The sequence below is a fragment of the Nostoc sp. genome, assembly GCF_036917095.1.
GTDB lineage: Bacteria > Cyanobacteriota > Cyanobacteriia > Cyanobacteriales > Nostocaceae > Nostoc.
Map to the genome: position 1 here is coordinate 22,904 of NZ_JBALFH010000038.1, position 18,620 is coordinate 41,523.

An 18,620-nucleotide genomic window follows, 5' to 3' on the forward strand; every position below is an offset into this window, starting at 1 on the left:
TTAAAATTTTTACTATTATTTTATGATTAAGCACCCAAAATATTCATAATTTATACTGCACAATAAAGGTATTTATTCACAAGTTTTACTGCGTAATAATACTTAAAAACTACAAAGTATAAATCCAGAACAAGCTTGTTTATAGAGCAATACGACTTAGTTAATACTACTGATTACCTGTGAGGTTGCATAGAACCAGTTACTCAGAGCAAGTTATGCAGAAATTAAATTTTGTATAAAAAATTGCAAAAAATAGATAAGTGAGCTAGTTTCGTCATAACTAGAAAAGTTAAGGTTATTCTTAGGTGTTTAAGAAAAATGCCAAATAAAATACTACTCAGCCTTCAAGATTTAAAACCAGAATATCAGAAGCTTTGGGATAACTGCGAAATCAGACCAGATAAACTCAATAGTGTTCAAAATATAGTTGCGAAAATCAGTGCAAATCGTCCTCGTTACGAGGCATTAGTGCAAAAAATTAATGTGCCTTGGCACTTTATTGCAGTCATTCATAATATGGAAGCTTCCCTTAGCTTCAGCAAACATCTGCACAACGGCGACTCGCTAAAAAAACGTACTGTCAACGAACCATCTAGCAGACCACTTGCTGACCCCATCAACGGCTGGGAGGTAGGATACACTTGGGAAGAAAGCGCTATTGATGCTTTGACAATCAAAGAATTCAACCGAGTAAAAGATTGGAGTTTGCCAGCACAGCTTTGGCAGTTAGAGAGATACAACGGTATTGGTTATAGAAGGTACCATCCAGAAGTTCTCACACCTTACCTGTGGTCAGGGACTAACAACTACAGCAAAGGCAAGTATGTAGCAGATGGCAAATGGGATGCTAATGCTGTTTCTGCCCAAATTGGCGTGGTAGCTTTGCTAAAAGTTTTGATAAAGGAAGCAAATCTTAATATCCAACAAGATGTGGCGATTGGGTGATGCAGCGAAGGAAGAAGACGCGGTGACGGGGAGAGGGAAATTGTCCTCGTGTCCCCGTTTTTCTTGACAAACTACTACTTAATTTGCGGATGGGCATCTTGTCCATCCCGACAAACTAGGGTAGGTGTAGGTACAGTTTTAGTTTGGTAAGCATTTTTGACACCAACCCAGTTACTGGCAATTGGCATTCGCCAACCAGTTCCAAAGGCGCGATCGGTGATTTTTAAGCCAGGGGGTGCTTGTCGGCGTTTAAATTCAGCCCGCGCCACCATTTGGATTACTCGGTCTACAATCACCGGATCGTGACCATCTGCAACAATTTGCGCTGCCGATTGGTAATTATGAATCAGGCGTTGCAAAATATCGTCCAGAATTTCGTAAGGCGGTAGAGAGTCTCGATCGACTTGACCTGGTTTGAGTTCAGCGCTGGGTGGTTTAGTCAAGACGTTTTGCGGGATGATTTCATTATTGCGATTTAACCATTGGCAAAGTGAATAAACACGGGTTTTAGGAACATCTGCAATTACCGCTAACCCGCCATTCATATCACCGTAGAGGGTACAGTAACCAACTGCCATTTCTGACTTGTTACCGGTAGATAGGAGAAGATAGCCAAATTTGTTAGCGATCGCCATTAATAAATTACCCCGAATTCGGGACTGTATATTCTCCTCAGCCAGTCCAAACTCCGTACCTGCAAACAAATCGCCTAATGTTCGATCGAAGCCTTGCATTAACTCCCCAATTGGTAAAAGATTAGTCTTAATCCCCAAATTTTCCGCTAACGCCACAGCATCGCTAATGGAATGCTCGGAACTGTAAGGAGAAGGCATGAGAACACCGAGGACATTTTCTTTACCAAGTGCCGCAGTGGCGATCGCAGCTACTATGGCAGAGTCAATTCCGCCACTTAAACCCAAAACTACTTTAGAAAAGCGACACTTACGAGCATAATCTCGCACTCCCAAAACCAAAGATTGCCAAATTTCTTCATTTTCCGATTCATAGACTGCTGCTATAGAACCTAATTTAAAATCCCGTTGCGCTTCGTCAAATTCAACTACTACTAAATCAGTATCAAAGCCACGGGCACGACACATAACTTCACCTTGACGATTCAAGGCGAAACTCCGTCCATCAAAAATTAGGTCATCATTTCCGCCAACCTGATTAGCGTAAATCATCGGTTGTTGAAAACGTATTGCACTATGCCTGAGCATTGTTTCGCGAAACTGCTGCTTGCCGACCGTGTAAGGGGAAGCAGACAAATTTACAATCAAATCTACACCCAAAATTGCTAAGTCAGCAATCGGATTGACTGCGTAACTGCGTTTGCCCCAGAATTCCTCATCGTTCCATAAATCTTCGCAAATAGTTACGCCAATATTGATATTATCTAAAGTGAAAAAGTTAGCTTGCAAACCTGGTTCAAAATAGCGACGTTCGTCAAATACATCGTAAGTAGGCAAAAGTCGTTTGTGGAAAACTTGCTTGACTGTCCCATTCTCTAACAAAGCCATGCTGTTAAATAAAGTTTTAGCGCCAGTAATAGACGCTTCGAGGTTCTGTTCAACAGTTCCTACCAACACAGCTAAATTTGGTGGTAAATCCTGAGCCAAGTTTTGTAAAGTGATGCCCATCGCTTCCACAAAACTAGGATTTAGTAATAAATCTCTTGGTGGATAGCCGCACAAAGAAAGTTCTGGTGTTAACAACAAACGCGCACCGCTAGATGCTGCTCGTTGTGCCGCCTCCAGGATTTTTTGGGCATTTAAAAGCAAATCACCAATTGTCGGATTAATTTGAGCGATCGCAATTTTCATTGTATTTAGTCATTAGTCATTGGTCATTTGTCATTTGTCAAGAGTCATTTATGACTTTTGACTTTGGAATACGGTTCGGTTAACGTTTTAATATTTTGAAGATCCCCCCAACCCCCCTTAAAAAGAGGGGCTTATAACCCTCTTTTACCCCCTTAAAAAGGGGGTCGCCGCAGGCGGGGGGATCTTAACCGAAGGGTATTACAGGAATTTGGACTCTGAAAAGTGATTGATTAAATAAACACCAAAGGTTTATCTTTTAAGGGAGCAAAAGCTTCGGCGTCAAACTTATACAAACTAGCCGGACGACCAGCACCTCGTGATACCTTAATTCCGGTATCGCATAAAAAACCTAACTTGAGTAGACGCGCTCGAAAATTAGAATAATCGGAAAAGTTATCACCTAAAACTGTGGCGTATAACTGATATAAATCATTCAACGTGAACATTTCTGGCAAAACTTCAAAAGCCACCGGACTATACTCTAATTTATTTCGCAATCGCCTGTGCCCATAAGCCAGAATTTCATTATGGTCAAAAGCTAATTGCGGCACTTCTTTGACTGGATACCAAGCGATGCCAGTCATGCGATCGGCAATTAATTCGGCTTCTTCAAATCGCACTAGGGCAAAGTAACTAACTGATAGATAACGCACACCATAACTATCAGTTGCTTCCCGTGGATCGCGATTCGGCCCGCCAAAAGTATAGAGTTGTTCTAAATAGAGATTGTTGACCTTAATTTTCTCTGCCATAATGCGATAGGCGGCATCTTCTAAAGACTCTCCTGGACGTACCAAAGTACCGGGAAGACTCCAATGATTTAGAAATGGTTCTTGCTGTCGCATTACGAGTAGAACTAACAGCCGATTTTGTACAGTATCTACAGAAAAAATTACATTATCAACACCAACCTTGAAATCGGCCAAAGGTTGTTGGTTTAACGGAGTTGGTATCTTTTTTTGTGAACGTCCTGGCATTCGTACAAATGCTCTTGATTAATATAGGCAACTACAGGGGCTGTGAGGGCTTGAGAATCTCCATGTTCGCGGTACGCTGTTGAGGAAACATCTAGACCGGTCAGACTAGCGATCGCAATCTTCCCCCCCAGCTTTTGCACTACCTCTGAACTAGACTCATCTATTGCATATCCCGGTCGCGGTACGATCAGTAGTTGCACTTGCTGTAACAAATCTTCAATGCGATACCAACGTGGTAGCTGAGTCAGTAAATCTGAACCAATAATCAACGTCAATTCAGCGTCCTCACCCCAAATAAGCTTCGCTTTTTCCACTGTTTCCAGCGTTCTGAAGCTACTCAATTCTTGTTCCAAAGCAATATTGTGCCGTGGCGCATCTATATCCGTAATCAACAGTCGCAACATTGCCGCCCGATGTTCCAAAGGTGTTTGATGGGACTTAAATGGATTATCTGCTGCCCAAACCGCTACCCAATCATAACGCTCAGACAACCAACTCAGAATTTTTTGATGTCCAGCAGTTGGTGGATCGGCACTAGTTCCAAACAAAGCAACTCTCATCATCTTACTTTGCGTCCTTCTCTTCGAGACACTTCGTGAATGCGTCCTTGGCGGTTCGTTTCTTAGTTTCTTCAGTTAACACCCGTAACCCCTCAGAAATCCCCACCTGCATCGAGACAGGATCGTTCAAACGCCGTGTTTCCTGTGGCAAACTAGCAACTGAGGCGGCGGTACGTTGACGAATTGTTGCCAAAGACTCTAACGGTTGTACCCGTTGACCCTCCTGCACTACTAACTGCAACAAAGGTTCTTCTTCTTGAGGAATTTCACCTAAGAGTCCCAATCTGTCTGCTTTTACCTTACCTCCCGTAAACGAGCGAAAAATCTGCTTGCGTCCTGGATAAGTAACTTTGCCACTAGACTGCTTCATCACTGGGATGCCATCAATGTCTACAAGTTTATAGACTCCATTGACAGGCGAACCTGTAACTAGTCGCGTTCCCAGTCCGTAACCATCAATTTCGGCCCCAGCAGCTTTTAATCTGGCAATTTCCCACTCATCCAAGTCGCCACTAGCAAAAATTGGCACACCGGGAAGGAGCGATCGCACCTGTTTTGATAAGGTAACTAAATCTCCTGAGTCCAATCTCACTCCTGTTAATTGCATTTCCCCGGAATTTACTTTTTCGGATAAGCGCTCGGCAGCAGCAATGGTATCGTAAGTATCAATCAGCAATGGCGCACCCGGAAAATATCGATGAAATGCACTAAAAGCTTGTTCTTCAGTGCCTTCTATTGCTGACAACGCCATCACCAGAGCGTGTGCCATAGTACCACTTGGCTGTTGTCCTAGTTGTAGCGCTGCTAACACATTAGAAGTGGAATCTAAACCACCTGCCAACGCCGCCCGCGCCGCCCACAAAGACCCTTGGGGACTAAATGCTCGTCTTGTGCCAAATTCTAAAAGTGTTGCTGATTCCCCCGCGACATCACGCAACCTTGCTGCTTTTGTGGCAATCAAAGTCTGGTAATTAATCGTATTCAGCAGGTAAGTTTCCACTAGTTGCGCTTGCCAAAGGGGTGCTTCCACCCGCAACAGTGGTTGATTGGCAAATACAGCCGTCCCTTCTGGTACTGCCCAAACATCACCCGTAAATTTTCCCTCAGCTAAAAGTGACCAAAAGCGATCGCCTGCGTGAGCAAAAATTCCCGTTGCCTGTAATGCGGCAATTTGCGCGGAACTAAAGCGGAATTTGGCTAAATATTCCAACGCCTGCGTCAGCCCCATTGCAATTAAATAACCAAAACCCTCTGGCAATCGCCTAACACTCAACTCAAAGCTTGCTCGTCGCTCTTCTATACCTTCGCCTGTGTAACAAGCTGCCATTGTTAACTGGTAAAGGTCGGTCAGTAAGCTGTAGTCATCCGCAGAGAAGTTTAGTTCCTGGTTCTGCTGGCTTTGCTGTTTATGTACATAGTCCAAATCTGGCAAAAAAGTTGTCATGCAAGAGGTTCCTTACAAGATGCTTCTTCTATTTATGGTAATATTTACCATAAATAATGTCAACTCCCGACAAGTATATTTTCTGAGGTTGCCGTAGAACAGTAGGTTTATAGGCAAATTAATACTAACTTTATAAAATACTTAATATTCTTTAATAGTAATAGCTAGCAATAATGTTAATCAAATAAGGCGGCTAATGAAGGGAAACAATATCCTGTCAGAGAAAGTTTGTTTTGCTTGGCTCTTTTCCCAACTGGAGTTGGAGAAACAACTCTGTTACAATTAGAATCAAAGGGAAAAGTTTGATTTTTTGACAAGCTAAAGTATTGCGAAGTTATCTGAATAAACATTGCATATATTCTCGATATATTGAGAATAGGAGCCAGCCTTGTATATCAGTATTAGAGTATAGGTAGCACAATTAAAGCGACTCAAAAATAAGGAGTCCAATATTATGGCTATTTCCCAAATCATTGCGAACATAACCCAGTATATTTCTGAAGCTGCAATGCGGATTTTTGGGCCTAATGATGACGCTTATCCTGCTACAGGCGTACAACCTTTTACAGGTGAACCTTACGATAAGCGTAAAGATGATAATAATTAGGTGCTGATACAGCGTTAATAAATAATACAGGAGTTAAAATTCAGAATTCAGGCGGGGGCAATTACTGGAGAATTCAGGTAAACCATATAATAGAAAACTAGGAAATTGTAGATTTAGCTCCGTACTTAAACCCTTTTATTCAAAAGTAGTGGCGTATTGCAATACGCCACTATCCAATTCATTCTGCATTCTGGCTCCTGATGAATAGATATCTTGCAAAAATTAGATAACAATCAGAGTTGCAATTGATATAGACTATGTGGCAACAGATCGCCCAGCGATAAAGATTTGTTGTGCGGTTAGTTGTAAGTTGGGAAAGATTGAGGAAATAAGTTGCTCATTGTTTTGAAACAACTCTTTTTGATACTCATCCTCTATTAGAGTACAAATTGTCAACGTTGGCTGTTTGGGTTTGCCAATATATTCTCTGCCACCAATACCCAGATAATCAACAATCCAATATTCAGGAACTCCTAATAAGGCGTAATCTTCAACCTTACGGGCGTAATCGTTCTGCCAATTTGTGCTGACAACTTCCGCAATCAGTTTGATTGAGTTTCCTGATGTAATTACAGGTTGTTGTTGCCATAATGGTTCATTAATTAATTCAGTTTGGTCTAACACGATCGCATCGGGACGAAAAGCTGTTTCTGTTCCTAATAGTTTGATGAGACAGCGATGGGGGATAAAGTAGCTTAGATCCTGACGATCGATTTCTACATTCAGTTTTCGGCCAATCAATGCAGATACTTGCTCGTGTGGGCCGGTTGGTTCCATCTCAATTAATTCACCATCAATTAGTTCATAGCGATCGCACTCACCGTACTGGCTAATAAATTCATCAACGGTTAGAATTTTTGGGGCTGATTGAACCATTGTGATTATTCCCAAGAATCGTAGAGTATGCGTAAGTCCTAATATAATTCAACCCACCTACTTAAGATAAAAGCGTGAGTTTTTTCCTCACGCCTTTCTTTTTATTTAAACTTTTTTCCCACCGCCTGCTAAAAGTTCTAGAATGACTCCATTTGTCCAGCCGAAACCAACTTCGTTAGAACTATATCCAAAGGAAATTTCGTCGGAAACGTTGGCAGAACAGCGTTCAACATCATATTTTTCAACTAGGGTGTTGTGACGCTCAAATTCTTTAATTACCATAGCCAGGAATTTATTGGCAATGCGATCGCCTTCTGTATGAAACCCATAACGGTGAAGTCCCTGGACAGCAATGAACGTCAATGGTGCCCAACCGAAGGGAGCATCCCACTGGTTCCCGGTGATATGAGTACTGGTAAGAATTCCGCCTGGGGCTTCAAACACAGAGAGATTTTCCACGACGCGCTGGGCTTGGGCTTGAGAAGAAATTCCCAGCCACAGAGGATAAAATGTGGTAGCAAATTCGTAGCGGCGGTGTTTTCCACTCTGGAAGTGATAGTCGAAATAGAGTCCTCGTTCTTCATCCCAAAGAAATTGATCGATCCGATCGCGGCGGATATCTGCACGATCGCGCCATTGTTTTTCTAGTTGTTCGTTCCCCAAAATATTGTTAATTTGCGCCAAGTCTTGTTCTACCTGATATAGCAAAGTGTTGAGGCAGACAGGAGCGTAGTGGAGGATATCAGCACTGAAGGGGCCAAATCGGTTGGTGATATCAAAACCGGACTCGCGCATGGTGCGATCGCCCTTGTAAAATAGGTGGGTCAGTTTGTCATTTTCGCGATCGTAGTAAAGATTAACGTCGTAATCTTCAACCTCAAAGGTTTGGTAATATTCCTTGACGCGATCGTAGTGGCTTTTTCCCTCGTCATCGCGTTCGGAGAACACAACTTCTGGCGCGGGGCCTTCCCCAAAGGCATAAAATCTGGATAAACCGGTTCCGGGATTCAAATGGGGCGGTACTACCCAGTAATAGTAAAATTGTTCTAGCAGTGGGACGGTTGACCTCAACCACTCTTCATCCTGGGTGTGCTGGAATAATGCCAAAACCATCATGCTGAGGACTGGAGGCTGCGATCGCGACAGCATATAAGTCCGGTTGGCATTGAGGATAGTGCCGTAATGCTTCACCTGGTACAATAATTGGTCAACCTGGCTTTGCGCTAGCTCCCATTCTTCATCGTGCAAAAGTCCCAGTAATATAAAGTAGCTGTCCCAGCCATACATTTCGTTAAATCGACCACCTGGTACGACATAAGGGCCTGGTAGGTATAGTAAGCCATGCTCTTTAATCGCTTCCACTTCTGACGGCAAAGTGCGAATTTGTAGCTGTTGCATATCTTTGGGATATAGCGATCGCTCTAACACACGCTGAATGTTGGGATAATCTTCTAAGGGGGAAATGTAGACAATCCAGGGAGTGTCGGTTTTGTGGTCTAGTTTGGTATCTTTGGCAGATTGTAATAGGTGTTCGTGCGATCGCGTTAAGGTTTTCCACGTTTTTTTGATATGGAAGCGCACTTTGTTTATCTGCGCGGTGGTAAGTGCTAGGGGAGTGGTCATAATTTAATTTGACGGGGTGTTGCAGAGTTTGGAATTATTTTTTGGCGTTGCATATTTGCGGGATTATTTTGCTGCTTTTGTAAGATGGGCACCTTGCCCGCCCCTTATATCTCTGGGCGGGCAGGATGCCCACCCCACAAGAATCATCCCTTGATTCAGCAATACGATTTTTTTTAAACGCAGAGGTTTTATCAGTTTCTCTCTGCGTAGGATGGATTTACGTTTTTACTCGGCAGTGCTGATTAAGAGGGCAACTGGGAAATGGGTGAGGGCTGTTGCGATAGATAGGGTTTCTGTGGCCTCTAAGGGTTCCTGAGTTAGGACGTTTTTCCAGGTGAGGGAAGTTCCAGGGGGTAGTAGCAGGTGCGTATCTTGCCATACTGAATCGCCCAAGGGGTTTTCTCCTGGCTGGATGAGGTTTGTTAAAAAGCGAGGCGCGATCGCGATCGCTGTTTGATTCCCTTCCCGTCGCGCAAAGGCGATTATGTGATTGGCGTAGGTTCCCTGAACTTCTAAGGGGAGATAGTCGCCGTCCTGGAATAATGAGACATAGTTTGTTCTAGCTTGGAGTAATTGAGCCGTTAAAAACAGTTTGATTCTGCCATCGGTTTTATCACTCAGCAACTCTTGAATCAAACCCAGAGTGTCGGTTTTCACCTGTTCGCGGATGGCGCTTAAGTAGGTGCGCCGCTGTTCAAAATCTACGGGACGGCGATTATCTGGATCGACTAGACTTAGTTCCCAAAGTTCCGTTCCTTGGTATAAATCGGGTACGCCGGGGGCGGTAATCTTCAGTAGAGTTTGGGAAAGGGAATTGAAGATACCATACTCTGCAATTCGCTGTTGAAAGGGACGAAAGGCTTCCAGAAATTCTCCGGAGAGGGAAGGGTCGAGTACTTTCTCAATAAAGGAGGTACAAGCTTCTTCGTACTCGCTATCAGGCCGCAACCATGCTGTATGCACTTTCGCTTCTCGAATTGCTTTAATTATATAGTCTTTCACCCGTTCCACGAAGGATGCATGTTCGTGTTCTGCAAAGGGAAACGCCCCTACCAAGGTTTGATAGAGAAAATACTCGTCGTTGCGATCGGGCATAGCAAACCCGTGGCGATGGCTACGATGTCCTCGATTCATGGCACTCCAGGTATTTACCTGCCGATCCCATTCTTCGGGGATTTCTGAGAGGATATTCAATCTGGCCCGCACATCTTCGCCGCGTTTGGTGTCGTGGGTAGCTGTGGTGTTCATTGTGTGAGGCCAGGTTTCTTGGTGCTGTTTGTTAAAGGTATGAAATTTGGCTAAGTCGATGCCAAAATGACCGGGATTTCCCCCCACTTCATTCAGTGACAGCAACCGATTGTAAACATATAATGTGGTGTCTTCTACGCCTTTTGCCATCAACGGCCCGCTGTATTGCTGCATCCGCAAGACAAAATATATCCACTGTTCGCGTTCTGTTTGAGTCAGAGAATTATCAAACTCTAGCAGCATTAACTTCTCAATAAAGGTCAGTTCGTTCTGCAACAGGGGCGCTTGTTCTTTGGCTTGGCGAATTACTTCTTGAATGGTAGCGCGATCGCTATCTCCAATTCCATCGGGTGTAATGTAGGTACGGTAAATCGGGAACAGTGTCAAAACTTCGGCGATCGCTCTTTTTAATCCATTCAGTGTAAAATCATTGCCATAGCGATATTTGCTGGAAACGTTCTTTAATAAAAGTGCCAGATTGTCAATATCACCTGCTAAATTCTTTTCCAAAATTAAGTGTTTTTTATCCTTCACTACCGAGGCATAATCTACTCTGGAACTAATAAAGTTTTGGTAAATTTTATCGAAGGATGATTCATTTTCTGTTTGACAAAATACGCCATTTACATAGTTGAGAAAGTCATATCCAGACGTTCCTTCGATTGCCCAGTTTTCCGGCAATTCTTCGGTGAGTTCTAAAATCTTCTCGACGGTGATATAAACATCTCCCGTCTTTTCTCGCAGCCTTTCTAAATACTGGATTGGGTTATAAAGCCCATCAATATGGTCAATCCGTAAACCTGTAAATTTGCCTTCTTCAACCAGCTTTTGAATTAAGCTGTGGGTATTATTAAAAACCCGCACTTCTTCAACTTTAACGGAAATCAGTTCGTTGACAGTAAAGAAACGGCGGTAGTTCATTTCTTCCGCGCCAACTTTCCAGAAGGCGAGGCGGTAAAACTGGTCATTCAGTAATTCATCTAGGAGGTTAAAGCTTTCTGAATTACCTGGTTCTCCGTTGAAAGTTTGGAGATTTTCGTCAATGAACTCGCGGATGGTGTCGTTTGTGGTGTAGAGTTCCCAAACCAATCCTTTAATAAATGCGATTTGGTCTTGTCGCTGTTTTCCTGCAACTTCTGAGGGCACATTTTTGAGAATATACAGAATCCCCAATAGTTTAATAAAATCGGGATGATTGCGTCCCAGCGTGCGCGTGAGTTTGCCCAGATTATGGGTGATAAATTTTGTGTAAGATTCTAACCGCAACGGCAGTTTTAAGCTGTAATAGTTGACGGTTAAACCGTTTTGTTCGTATTGCAGTTGAATGTGTCCGTTTTCCAGGGATGCACCATAGAAATCTCCCAGCAACGGCGCGAGGATTCGCTCTTGGCGATCGCCAAAAGGAGCATTCCAAGAAAGGTCGAAGTAATCGGTATAGCTGGAATCTGGGCCGTGTTCCAATACGTCCATCAAGTAATCGTTTTCGCTGCTATAAGCCATGTGGTTTGGCACAATATCTTGTAACCAGCCCATACCAAGGGATTGAATTTCAGCAACTAATGCATCAAAGGATTCATTAGTTCCGAGTTCTGGGTTAAGTTGAGTGGCATCTACTATATCGTAGCCGTGCGTACTCCCGGATCTTGCTTTGAAAATGGGAGAAGCATACAAATCGGAAATACCTAAATCTGCTAGATAAGCTGCGATCGCTTTGGCGTTGTCAAAGCCAAACTCAGGTGTAAACTGAATTCGATAAGTGGCGGTAGGAATTCGCATATTTTTTTTAAGTGGGGAATGGGAAGAGACGCGATTCATCGCGTCTGTACAAAGTGGGGATGAGGTTTTGAGGATAAACGCTGAACCTTTTAGAGAATATTTGAAAAGTCCTCTTCACGGTAGTGAAACGTTCTAGATCCCCCTAAATCCACGCCAGTTGCTCATGGGGGAAACCCCCAGACGCTCGCAGGCTCGCTAACGCTGCGCTATCGCCCTTGGCGTCTCCCCTTGGGAGAAGACCGCACTGGCTCCCCTTAAAAAGGGGGACTTTGATTCCGGTTCCCCCCTTTTTAAGGGGGGTTAGGGGGGATCAATAAGTGCTTAACATCACAGCCAACCATTTTTCAAACAACTTTTTTACTCGATCGTTGAGCCTTATTGCTTGAACATTAAGCCTTATTGTTTGAACCTTAAGCCTTATTGCTCGAACCTTAAGCTTTTTTGCTCGAACCTTAAGCCTTATTGCTCGAACGTTAAGCCTTATTGCTCAAACATTAAGCCTATGAATCTGAAACTTTAAGTTCTAACTCTCCCCCTCATCCTTTTTCATAGAGTACTAAACTAGTAGGTTGCAATTTTACTTCTTGGCCCACAGACAGATGTTCAGGAGCTTCAGAACCATGTCCAGACCATGAGGTATCAGCAGAGTCTAACAATTTATTAGCATTTTGTTCAAACGGCAGAGTCACTGTGACTGGAGACGAATTGAAATTCATCACAAATATTAGTTCGCTTGATTCGCACCAACGACGCACGATTACCAATTCCTTCTCTTCATCGTTAGTCGCTTTGATGGAGTTGCGGTCTTGATTCAAAAGTGCTGGATGCGTCTTGCGGAAATTAATTAACTGGCGATACCAATCCCACAGAACTTTGTGCTTACCGTTATTATGTAATTCCCAATTGAGTTTAGACTTTAGGAAAGTTTCTGACGATTCCGGATCTGGGGGATCGTCTGCATAGTGAAATGCTTCAAATTCTTCTCTGCGTCCGGCTCGAACTGCTTGAATTAAATCTGGATCGGAGTGACTAACAAAGTAAATGAAAGGTGCTGTTTCGCCATATTCTTCTCCCATGAACAACAGGGGTAAGTTGGGCGACAGTAGCACAGCCCCAGCAGCTAACTTTAATCCCTCAAAAGAGATTCGCTGGCTGAGGCGTTCTCCTTTCATTTGGTTGCCGATTTGATCGTGATTTTGAATACAGATTGCAAATTGTGATAAAGGGCGATCGCGGCAAGATACGCCATGAAATCGTTTGCGGTGTGGTGCGTACTTCCAATCGTAGACAAAAGTATCTTCATAAGCTTTTGCCAACTGAGCAGTTTGCCCAAAATCTTGATAATATCCTTGGCGATCGCCTGTCAACAGTGCGTGCAATGAATGGTGAAAATCATCACTCCACTGGGCATCAAGACCATATCCACCCAATTCTACTGGACGAATTATCTGGGGATTATTCAGATCGCTTTCAGCAATTAAGTGGCGTTTCCATTTTTGCCCTTGTTCTGAAAAATGATGAACTGCTTCCGCCAGTTCCCACAGAAAATGCTTTGCCCCCAAATCATAAATTGCTTGAATAGCATCCAGTCGCAATGCATCTATGTGGAAGTCGCGCAACCAATACAGCGCATTTTGGATAAAATAATTTCGCACACCCTGACTATGGGCATCGTCGAAATTCAGCGCTTCGCCCCAAGGCGTTTTATAGGTTTTAGTAAAGTAGGGCGCGAACTGACTCATATAGTTGCCTTCTGGCCCAAAGTGGTTATACACCACATCCAGCACTACGGCAATTCCGTGTTGGTGGCAAGCATTTACTAATTGCTTCAGTTCGGCTGGGCTACCGTAAGAATTTTGGACAGCATAAGGGTAAACGCCATCATAACCCCAGTTGCGGTATGCAAGAGAAGCTTCAATATGGGTATCTCCCGGAAACTGGGAGATGGGCATAATTTCAATAGCGTTAATTCCCAGTTCTCTCAAATCCGGTAAGCGGGGAATAATGGCGGTGAAAGTTCCTTCAGGCGTAAAAGTCCCAACATGGAGTTCGTAGAAAATCATCGACTCCACAGGAATCCCAGTCCACCCTTCATCAGTCCACTCAAACTGTTGATCGACAATTTGAGACGGCCCGTGCACCCCTTCCGGTTGATACTGCGATGCGGGATCGGCAAAAGTGTCTTGCCCATTTAAGACATACTGATAAAGCGTGCCCGGATATACATCGTTGACTTTCGTGTGCCAGTATCCCTCAGACTGAGGCTTGAGCGGAATTAACTGCTGTTCTGGCGTCAAAATTTTTACAGTGACGCCATCTAATAGCGGAGACCAAACTGTAAATTCACACTCTCCGTTACCCAAGTAGTTAGCACCAATTCTCACGCAGTATCCTCCCATCAGTTCAGTTTGTTGTGCCGAATTTTGGCGCGATGACGTACTCGCCCGCGTAGGCGATCGCAAATGTCATTGATTGCATAATGTTTACAAACTACGCCAGATAGCATGATGGTTGGTCTAGCAGACTTTTTGCTAGCACCTGGAGGCGGATTTTTGACCAGAATAAATTCTCTCTAATGACAAATAAGCAGGCAGGACGTAGGAATTTTGAAACCCACGCAGGTGGGTAAAGCCTCGTCTAGCTGCGCTTTCTAAGGTCTATTTAACTTAAGTTGACTTGCAGCTACCATCAACACAGTATGACGATTGATATGTATTAGAACGCTTACCAAAGAGTGCATAGCGATTATCGCGGATTTGTTCGTAAAAGCGATCGCCTGCCCACTTCATCCCCGGTAAGGCTCGATAAGCGTCTACAAATATACTTCCTGCTGGCAATAACCGCCCAATTTCTTCAGCGGCATTACTACCTTGCCAACGTCTCTGAGGATCGTTGCCATCAATTAAAATCACTCCCTGTTCGCAGTCTTGGGCTTTAATTCCCCACCGTAAAAGTGTCTGCTCATCTTGCATAGGATTGTAGCGAAACAGCTTTCCTTGGTCTAAGGTTTCTAGCAATTGCACCAGGGTAACGCAGAGATTACAATTTCCGTCGTAGATTACGTAGTAATTCATAAAAATAACGGCTATGAAGGCAATTGACTTGTCGGATGTGTCTAAAACACAACTTTGGTATTCTAGCTTAGAAAACCGTGGCGATTGTCTCTTAGTTGTCCGTCGATTAATTCGTAGCGTGTATTATCTCCATATTGGGCTATAAATTCCTCGAAGGTAAGTAGTTTGGGCGAGGTGTAGGTCATTATGTCTTGTCTTGTTTTGACTTAACGTAGGCTTATTGTAGCGACTGCCATTGCAAAGTACAGAAAGGTGGGTTAATTTTTGGAAGCAAGCGATCGCATTCACAAGGCCGCCACCGCATTCATAATGCAGGCGATCGCATTCACAAGGCCGCCACCGCATTCATAATGCAGGCGATCGCATTCATAATGCAAGCGATCGCATTAACAAGGCCGCCACCGCATTCATAATGCAAGCGATCGCATTAATAAGGCCGCCACCACATTCATAATGCAAGCGATCGCATTAACAATGCAAAAGGTTGCGTTTAAATAGCACAACCATACAAATAAACACTTATCCTTAAACATCGCTCCTGGTTTCCAGCTATCATGCTTTTGGGATGGTATTCGCATAGTTTTTTTTCATTAATGAGAAAATATTCATGAAATACAAACTCTTGGGCAAAAGCGGGTTAAGAGTCTCTGAACTCTCCTTGGGAACCATGACCTTTGGTGAAGATTGGGGTTGGGGTGCATCTGTTGACGAAAGCCGTAAAATTTTTGATAGCTATGTAGAAGCAGGCGGCAATTTCATTGACACCGCCAACGGTTATACCGATGGTAGCAGTGAAAAAATTGTCGGCGAGTTGATTGCTAAAGAACGGGAACGCTTTGTAGTTGCGACAAAATATTCCTTTCCCTTGCAGATGAATAACAAAAAGGGCGACCCTAACGCCAGTGGAAACCATCGCAAAAACTTAATCCAGTCTTTAGAAAGTAGCCTGAAACGGCTGAATACCGATTACATTGATTTATTCTGGTTGCACGCTTGGGATTTCACAACACCTATTGAAGAAATCTTGCGATCGCTTGATGATGTAGTCCGTCAAGGTAAAGTACTTTACATCGGTATTTCTGACACACCCGCTTGGATCGTTTCCCAAGCAAATACCATTGCCCAATACCAAGGATGGACGCAGTTTGTCGCTCTACAAATTGAGTATAGTTTAATTCAACGAACGCCAGAACGCGATCTGCTACCGATGGCTAAAGCTTTAGATTTAGCAGTAACACCGTGGTCGCCTTTGGGTGGTGGTGTGCTTACAGGTAAGTATAATCAGCCTCCTCAAGCAGGCGATGAACAAGGAAGATTAGTAAATCCAGCGTTTGGAACTATTTCAGAACGTAATTTAGCGATCGCGCAAGTTGTTAGTGAAGTAGCAACCCAAATTGGACACACACCTTCACAAGTAGCATTAGCTTGGTTACACGCTCAAAGTGGTGTAATTATTCCGATAATTGGGGCACGTAAATTAACGCAGTTTCAAGATAACTTAGCTTCTTTAAATATCACCCTTTCGCCAGAACATTTGCAACGTTTAAACGAAGTGAGTCAAATTGAACTGGGTTTTCCGCATGACTTTTTGCACAATGATGTTATTCGCGATCGCCTTTTCGGTGGTACATTTAACACCATAGAAAACCATCGTATTTAACTCAATAGTAATAAATTTTAACATATTCAGGCATTAATTCAATCCATCGTCAGAGAGTTTCGCCAAGCCAAACAATTCTGTAGAGTTAGATATAAAAGGCATTAACAACGTAGAATCATGAGCGACAACAGCATTACATCACGTTTGTACCCTACCCGCATTGACATTCCCGCCGAAGCGCGAGTGCAAATTGTGGTACTTCTCAACCAAACTTTGGCAGCTACTTCCGATCTGAAAACCCAAGCAAAGCAAGCGCACTGGAATGTTAAAGGTACTGACTTTTACCAGTTACACTTATTATTTGATGAGCTTGCTGGGGAATTGGAAGGATACATCGATATGGTCGCTGAACGCGTTACAGCTTTAGGCGGATACGCTTTTGGAACAGCCCGCGCCGCAGCTAGTAATTCAATTTTGCCAGAATATCCCTTAGATATTTTGGATGGTAAAGACCATGTAACAGCCTTGTCAGATCGTTATGCATTCTATGCTAAACATCTCCGGCAAGCGATCGATAAAACTGATGAATTAGGCGACCTCGATACCGCCGACCTTTACACCGAAATTTCCCGCACCATTGACAAACGACTCTGGTTCTTAGAAGCTCATCTGCAAGTAGCAGAAATTAAGGCAGACAATGGCAAAGCGGCTACTACTAAAACTCAAAAGATCCCTGCTGGTGTAAAATAAGTACTTCTGAGAAAAGTAGTCTTTCTTAAATCTAATAGTATCTTTTTAGTAAGTACGCCACTTTTAAGTGCGTACTTTTCTTTTATATGTATATACTTTACTATTGAAATAGTTCAAAAGCAGGTCGCAAAATTCAAAAATATCTTCGACAAGTGATACATCAAGATTAATACTGCAACTTGAATAAGCTAGTCGGTTAGTGAAAAAGTATCCTAATTCCATTCGATTACTAACTCTTGTACAGATGCGATTCATCGCCTCTCTTGTACGATTAATCGCGTCTCTAAATACTCATTAACAACGAGGTAAATATATGTCTCAAAATACAATTACCCATCTAATTCACGATCGCAACGCCCGTGGTCACGCTAAAATGGGCTGGCTCGATAGTTATCACACATTTTCCTTCGGTAGTTTTTACGATCCGAACCGCATGGGATTTCGCTCTCTGCGAGTGATTAACGACGATCGCATCGCCCCTGGTGCTGGATTCCCTACCCACAGCCATCGTGACATGGAAATCCTCACTTATGTCTTAGAAGGTGCTGTAGAGCATAAAGACAGCTTGGGTACTGGCTCGGTGATTCGTCCCGGTGATGCACAGATTATGAGCGCTGGTACTGGAATCAGTCACAGTGAATTTAATCCTTCGCCAGATGAACCATTACACTTGCTACAAATCTGGATTCTTCCCGATCGAGAAGGAATAACGCCAAGATACGAACAAAAATCTTTTCCTCTAGAAGAAAAGCGCGGCAAATTACGCTTAATTGCTGCTAAAGATGGGCGCGATGGTGCTGTGACAATTCACCAAGATGTTGATTTATACACATCTGTTTTAGAGTCAGGTGATGTTGTTAATTATCAAGTCAAACCCGATCGTTATGCCTGGTTACAAATAGCGCAAGGCATAGTTAACTTAAATGGTGAAGAACTCAGAGCAGGCGATGGAGTGCAAATCAACGGCGAAGAACAGCTAGAAATTAGCACCAACATCGGCGGCGAAATCCTGCTTTTCGATTTAGCGTAATTTAGTAGTCCGCCAAGTCAACAATGCTTGGTTTGTAGTGAGCGCTTTAGCGCTCAAATCAAGGACTAAAGTCCTTACTACGAACTTATTCTCCCATCAAAGTTGCTCTGGTAGACTACTAGCAATCCTGAGTCATTGGTGAGAAACAAGATCCCCGACTTCATAAAAGTTGTCGGGGATCTGTGGCTTGTAGTGCGAGTAATGCGATCGCATTGGGAATTATAAAAATAGGGATACAAAATCATAATAGTTTTGACGTATACCTTTTATAGTATAAATGTACTATT

15 protein-coding genes and 1 pseudogene are annotated in these 18,620 nt (G+C 43.3%); 5 read left to right on the plus strand and 11 right to left on the minus strand.

Annotated features, from left to right (window positions below; genetic code table 11):
• Positions 1-318: 318 nt before the first annotated feature.
• Positions 319-945, plus strand: coding sequence for a hypothetical protein (locus tag V7L01_RS19055; RefSeq protein ID WP_335037340.1), 627 nt, complete (start codon positions 319-321; stop codon positions 943-945).
• A gap of 74 nt (positions 946-1,019) precedes the next feature.
• Here the strand turns inward: V7L01_RS19055 and V7L01_RS19060 are convergent, their stop codons facing one another.
• From V7L01_RS19060 to V7L01_RS19075, 4 genes are all read right to left on the minus strand, one after another.
• Positions 1,020-2,768 carry an NAD+ synthase gene (locus tag V7L01_RS19060; protein ID WP_335037342.1) on the minus strand — a complete coding sequence of 583 codons (1,749 nt, stop codon included), beginning with the start codon at positions 2,766-2,768 and terminating at the stop codon, positions 1,020-1,022.
• 230 nt (positions 2,769-2,998) lie between these two features.
• The gene (locus tag V7L01_RS19065; RefSeq protein ID WP_196526974.1) at positions 2,999-3,745 is read right to left on the minus strand and encodes an NUDIX hydrolase; all 747 of its coding nucleotides are present in this window, start codon (positions 3,743-3,745) and stop codon (positions 2,999-3,001) included.
• Positions 3,706-4,305, minus strand: a complete 600-nt coding sequence (locus tag V7L01_RS19070) for a nicotinate-nucleotide adenylyltransferase (RefSeq protein WP_335037483.1) — start codon at positions 4,303-4,305, stop codon at positions 3,706-3,708. Before V7L01_RS19070 ends, V7L01_RS19065 begins: the two co-directional genes overlap by 40 nt.
• Before the next feature lie 4 nt (positions 4,306-4,309).
• Complete coding sequence (locus tag V7L01_RS19075; protein ID WP_335037344.1) at positions 4,310-5,749, minus strand: nicotinate phosphoribosyltransferase; 1,440 nt, start codon at positions 5,747-5,749, stop codon at positions 4,310-4,312.
• 454 nt (positions 5,750-6,203) lie between these two features.
• Here V7L01_RS19075 and V7L01_RS19080 point away from each other — a divergent pair, with 454 nt between their 5' ends.
• Positions 6,204-6,356: a hypothetical protein gene (locus V7L01_RS19080; RefSeq protein ID WP_335037346.1), complete on the plus strand. Its 153-nt coding sequence runs from the start codon at positions 6,204-6,206 to the stop codon at positions 6,354-6,356.
• 255 nt (positions 6,357-6,611) lie between these two features.
• Here the strand turns inward: V7L01_RS19080 and V7L01_RS19085 are convergent, their stop codons facing one another.
• The 7 genes and pseudogenes from V7L01_RS19085 to V7L01_RS19115 all read right to left on the minus strand — a co-directional run bounded on the left by V7L01_RS19085 (position 6,612) and on the right by V7L01_RS19115 (position 15,531).
• A complete protein-coding gene (locus V7L01_RS19085) occupies positions 6,612-7,232 on the minus strand; it encodes a Uma2 family endonuclease (RefSeq protein ID WP_335037348.1) in 621 nt (206 codons plus the stop codon).
• Positions 7,233-7,337: 105 nt separating this feature from the next.
• On the minus strand, positions 7,338-8,855 hold the full coding sequence (locus V7L01_RS19090) for a trehalase family glycosidase (RefSeq protein WP_335037350.1): 1,518 nt from the start codon (positions 8,853-8,855) through the stop codon (positions 7,338-7,340).
• Positions 8,856-9,080: 225 nt separating this feature from the next.
• A complete protein-coding gene (treY, locus tag V7L01_RS19095; RefSeq protein WP_335037352.1) occupies positions 9,081-11,879 on the minus strand; it encodes a malto-oligosyltrehalose synthase in 2,799 nt (932 codons plus the stop codon).
• Positions 11,880-12,415: 536 nt separating this feature from the next.
• Positions 12,416-14,263 (minus strand): malto-oligosyltrehalose trehalohydrolase, encoded by a 1,848-nt coding sequence (gene treZ, locus V7L01_RS19100; RefSeq protein WP_335037485.1) that lies wholly within the window; start codon positions 14,261-14,263, stop codon positions 12,416-12,418.
• Between the two features lie 282 nt (positions 14,264-14,545).
• Positions 14,546-14,953, minus strand: a complete 408-nt coding sequence (locus V7L01_RS19105) for a thiol-disulfide oxidoreductase DCC family protein (RefSeq protein WP_335037354.1) — start codon at positions 14,951-14,953, stop codon at positions 14,546-14,548.
• An 86-nt stretch (positions 14,954-15,039) separates the two neighbouring features.
• A pseudogene (locus V7L01_RS19110) lies at positions 15,040-15,138 on the minus strand (Uma2 family endonuclease); the annotation flags it as partial.
• Positions 15,139-15,360: 222 nt separating this feature from the next.
• Positions 15,361-15,531, minus strand: a complete 171-nt coding sequence (locus tag V7L01_RS19115) for a hypothetical protein (protein ID WP_335037356.1) — start codon at positions 15,529-15,531, stop codon at positions 15,361-15,363.
• A gap of 29 nt (positions 15,532-15,560) precedes the next feature.
• On the opposite strand from V7L01_RS19115, the gene V7L01_RS19120 reads away from it, so the two are divergent.
• The 3 genes from V7L01_RS19120 (at position 15,561) to V7L01_RS19130 (ending at position 18,333) form a co-directional block, all read left to right on the plus strand.
• Positions 15,561-16,613 (plus strand): aldo/keto reductase, encoded by a 1,053-nt coding sequence (locus tag V7L01_RS19120; protein WP_335037357.1) that lies wholly within the window; start codon positions 15,561-15,563, stop codon positions 16,611-16,613.
• Positions 16,614-16,730: 117 nt separating this feature from the next.
• Complete coding sequence (gene dps, locus V7L01_RS19125; RefSeq protein ID WP_335037358.1) at positions 16,731-17,303, plus strand: DNA starvation/stationary phase protection protein Dps; 573 nt, start codon at positions 16,731-16,733, stop codon at positions 17,301-17,303.
• 313 nt (positions 17,304-17,616) lie between these two features.
• Entirely contained in the window at positions 17,617-18,333 is a 717-nt protein-coding gene (locus V7L01_RS19130; protein WP_335037359.1) for a pirin family protein, read from the plus strand.
• Positions 18,334-18,620 lie beyond the last annotated feature (287 nt).

Bases quoted from the DNA above. Each gene is read 5' to 3' on its own strand.
- V7L01_RS19055 (WP_335037340.1), top strand. From the start codon at position 319: ATGCCAAATAAAATACTACTCAGCCTTCAAGATTTAAAACCAGAATAT.
- V7L01_RS19060 (WP_335037342.1), bottom strand. From the start codon at position 2,768: ATGAAAATTGCGATCGCTCAAATTAATCCGACAATTGGTGATTTGCTT.
- V7L01_RS19065 (WP_196526974.1), bottom strand. From the start codon at position 3,745: ATGCCAGGACGTTCACAAAAAAAGATACCAACTCCGTTAAACCAACAA.
- V7L01_RS19070 (WP_335037483.1), bottom strand. From the start codon at position 4,305: ATGAGAGTTGCTTTGTTTGGAACTAGTGCCGATCCACCAACTGCTGGA.
- V7L01_RS19075 (WP_335037344.1), bottom strand. From the start codon at position 5,749: ATGACAACTTTTTTGCCAGATTTGGACTATGTACATAAACAGCAAAGC.
- V7L01_RS19080 (WP_335037346.1), top strand. From the start codon at position 6,204: ATGGCTATTTCCCAAATCATTGCGAACATAACCCAGTATATTTCTGAA.
- V7L01_RS19085 (WP_335037348.1), bottom strand. From the start codon at position 7,232: ATGGTTCAATCAGCCCCAAAAATTCTAACCGTTGATGAATTTATTAGC.
- V7L01_RS19090 (WP_335037350.1), bottom strand. From the start codon at position 8,855: ATGACCACTCCCCTAGCACTTACCACCGCGCAGATAAACAAAGTGCGC.
- treY (WP_335037352.1), bottom strand. From the start codon at position 11,879: ATGCGAATTCCTACCGCCACTTATCGAATTCAGTTTACACCTGAGTTT.
- V7L01_RS19105 (WP_335037354.1), bottom strand. From the start codon at position 14,953: ATGAATTACTACGTAATCTACGACGGAAATTGTAATCTCTGCGTTACC.
- V7L01_RS19115 (WP_335037356.1), bottom strand. From the start codon at position 15,531: ATGCGAATACCATCCCAAAAGCATGATAGCTGGAAACCAGGAGCGATG.
- V7L01_RS19120 (WP_335037357.1), top strand. From the start codon at position 15,561: ATGAAATACAAACTCTTGGGCAAAAGCGGGTTAAGAGTCTCTGAACTC.
- dps (WP_335037358.1), top strand. From the start codon at position 16,731: ATGAGCGACAACAGCATTACATCACGTTTGTACCCTACCCGCATTGAC.
- V7L01_RS19130 (WP_335037359.1), top strand. From the start codon at position 17,617: ATGTCTCAAAATACAATTACCCATCTAATTCACGATCGCAACGCCCGT.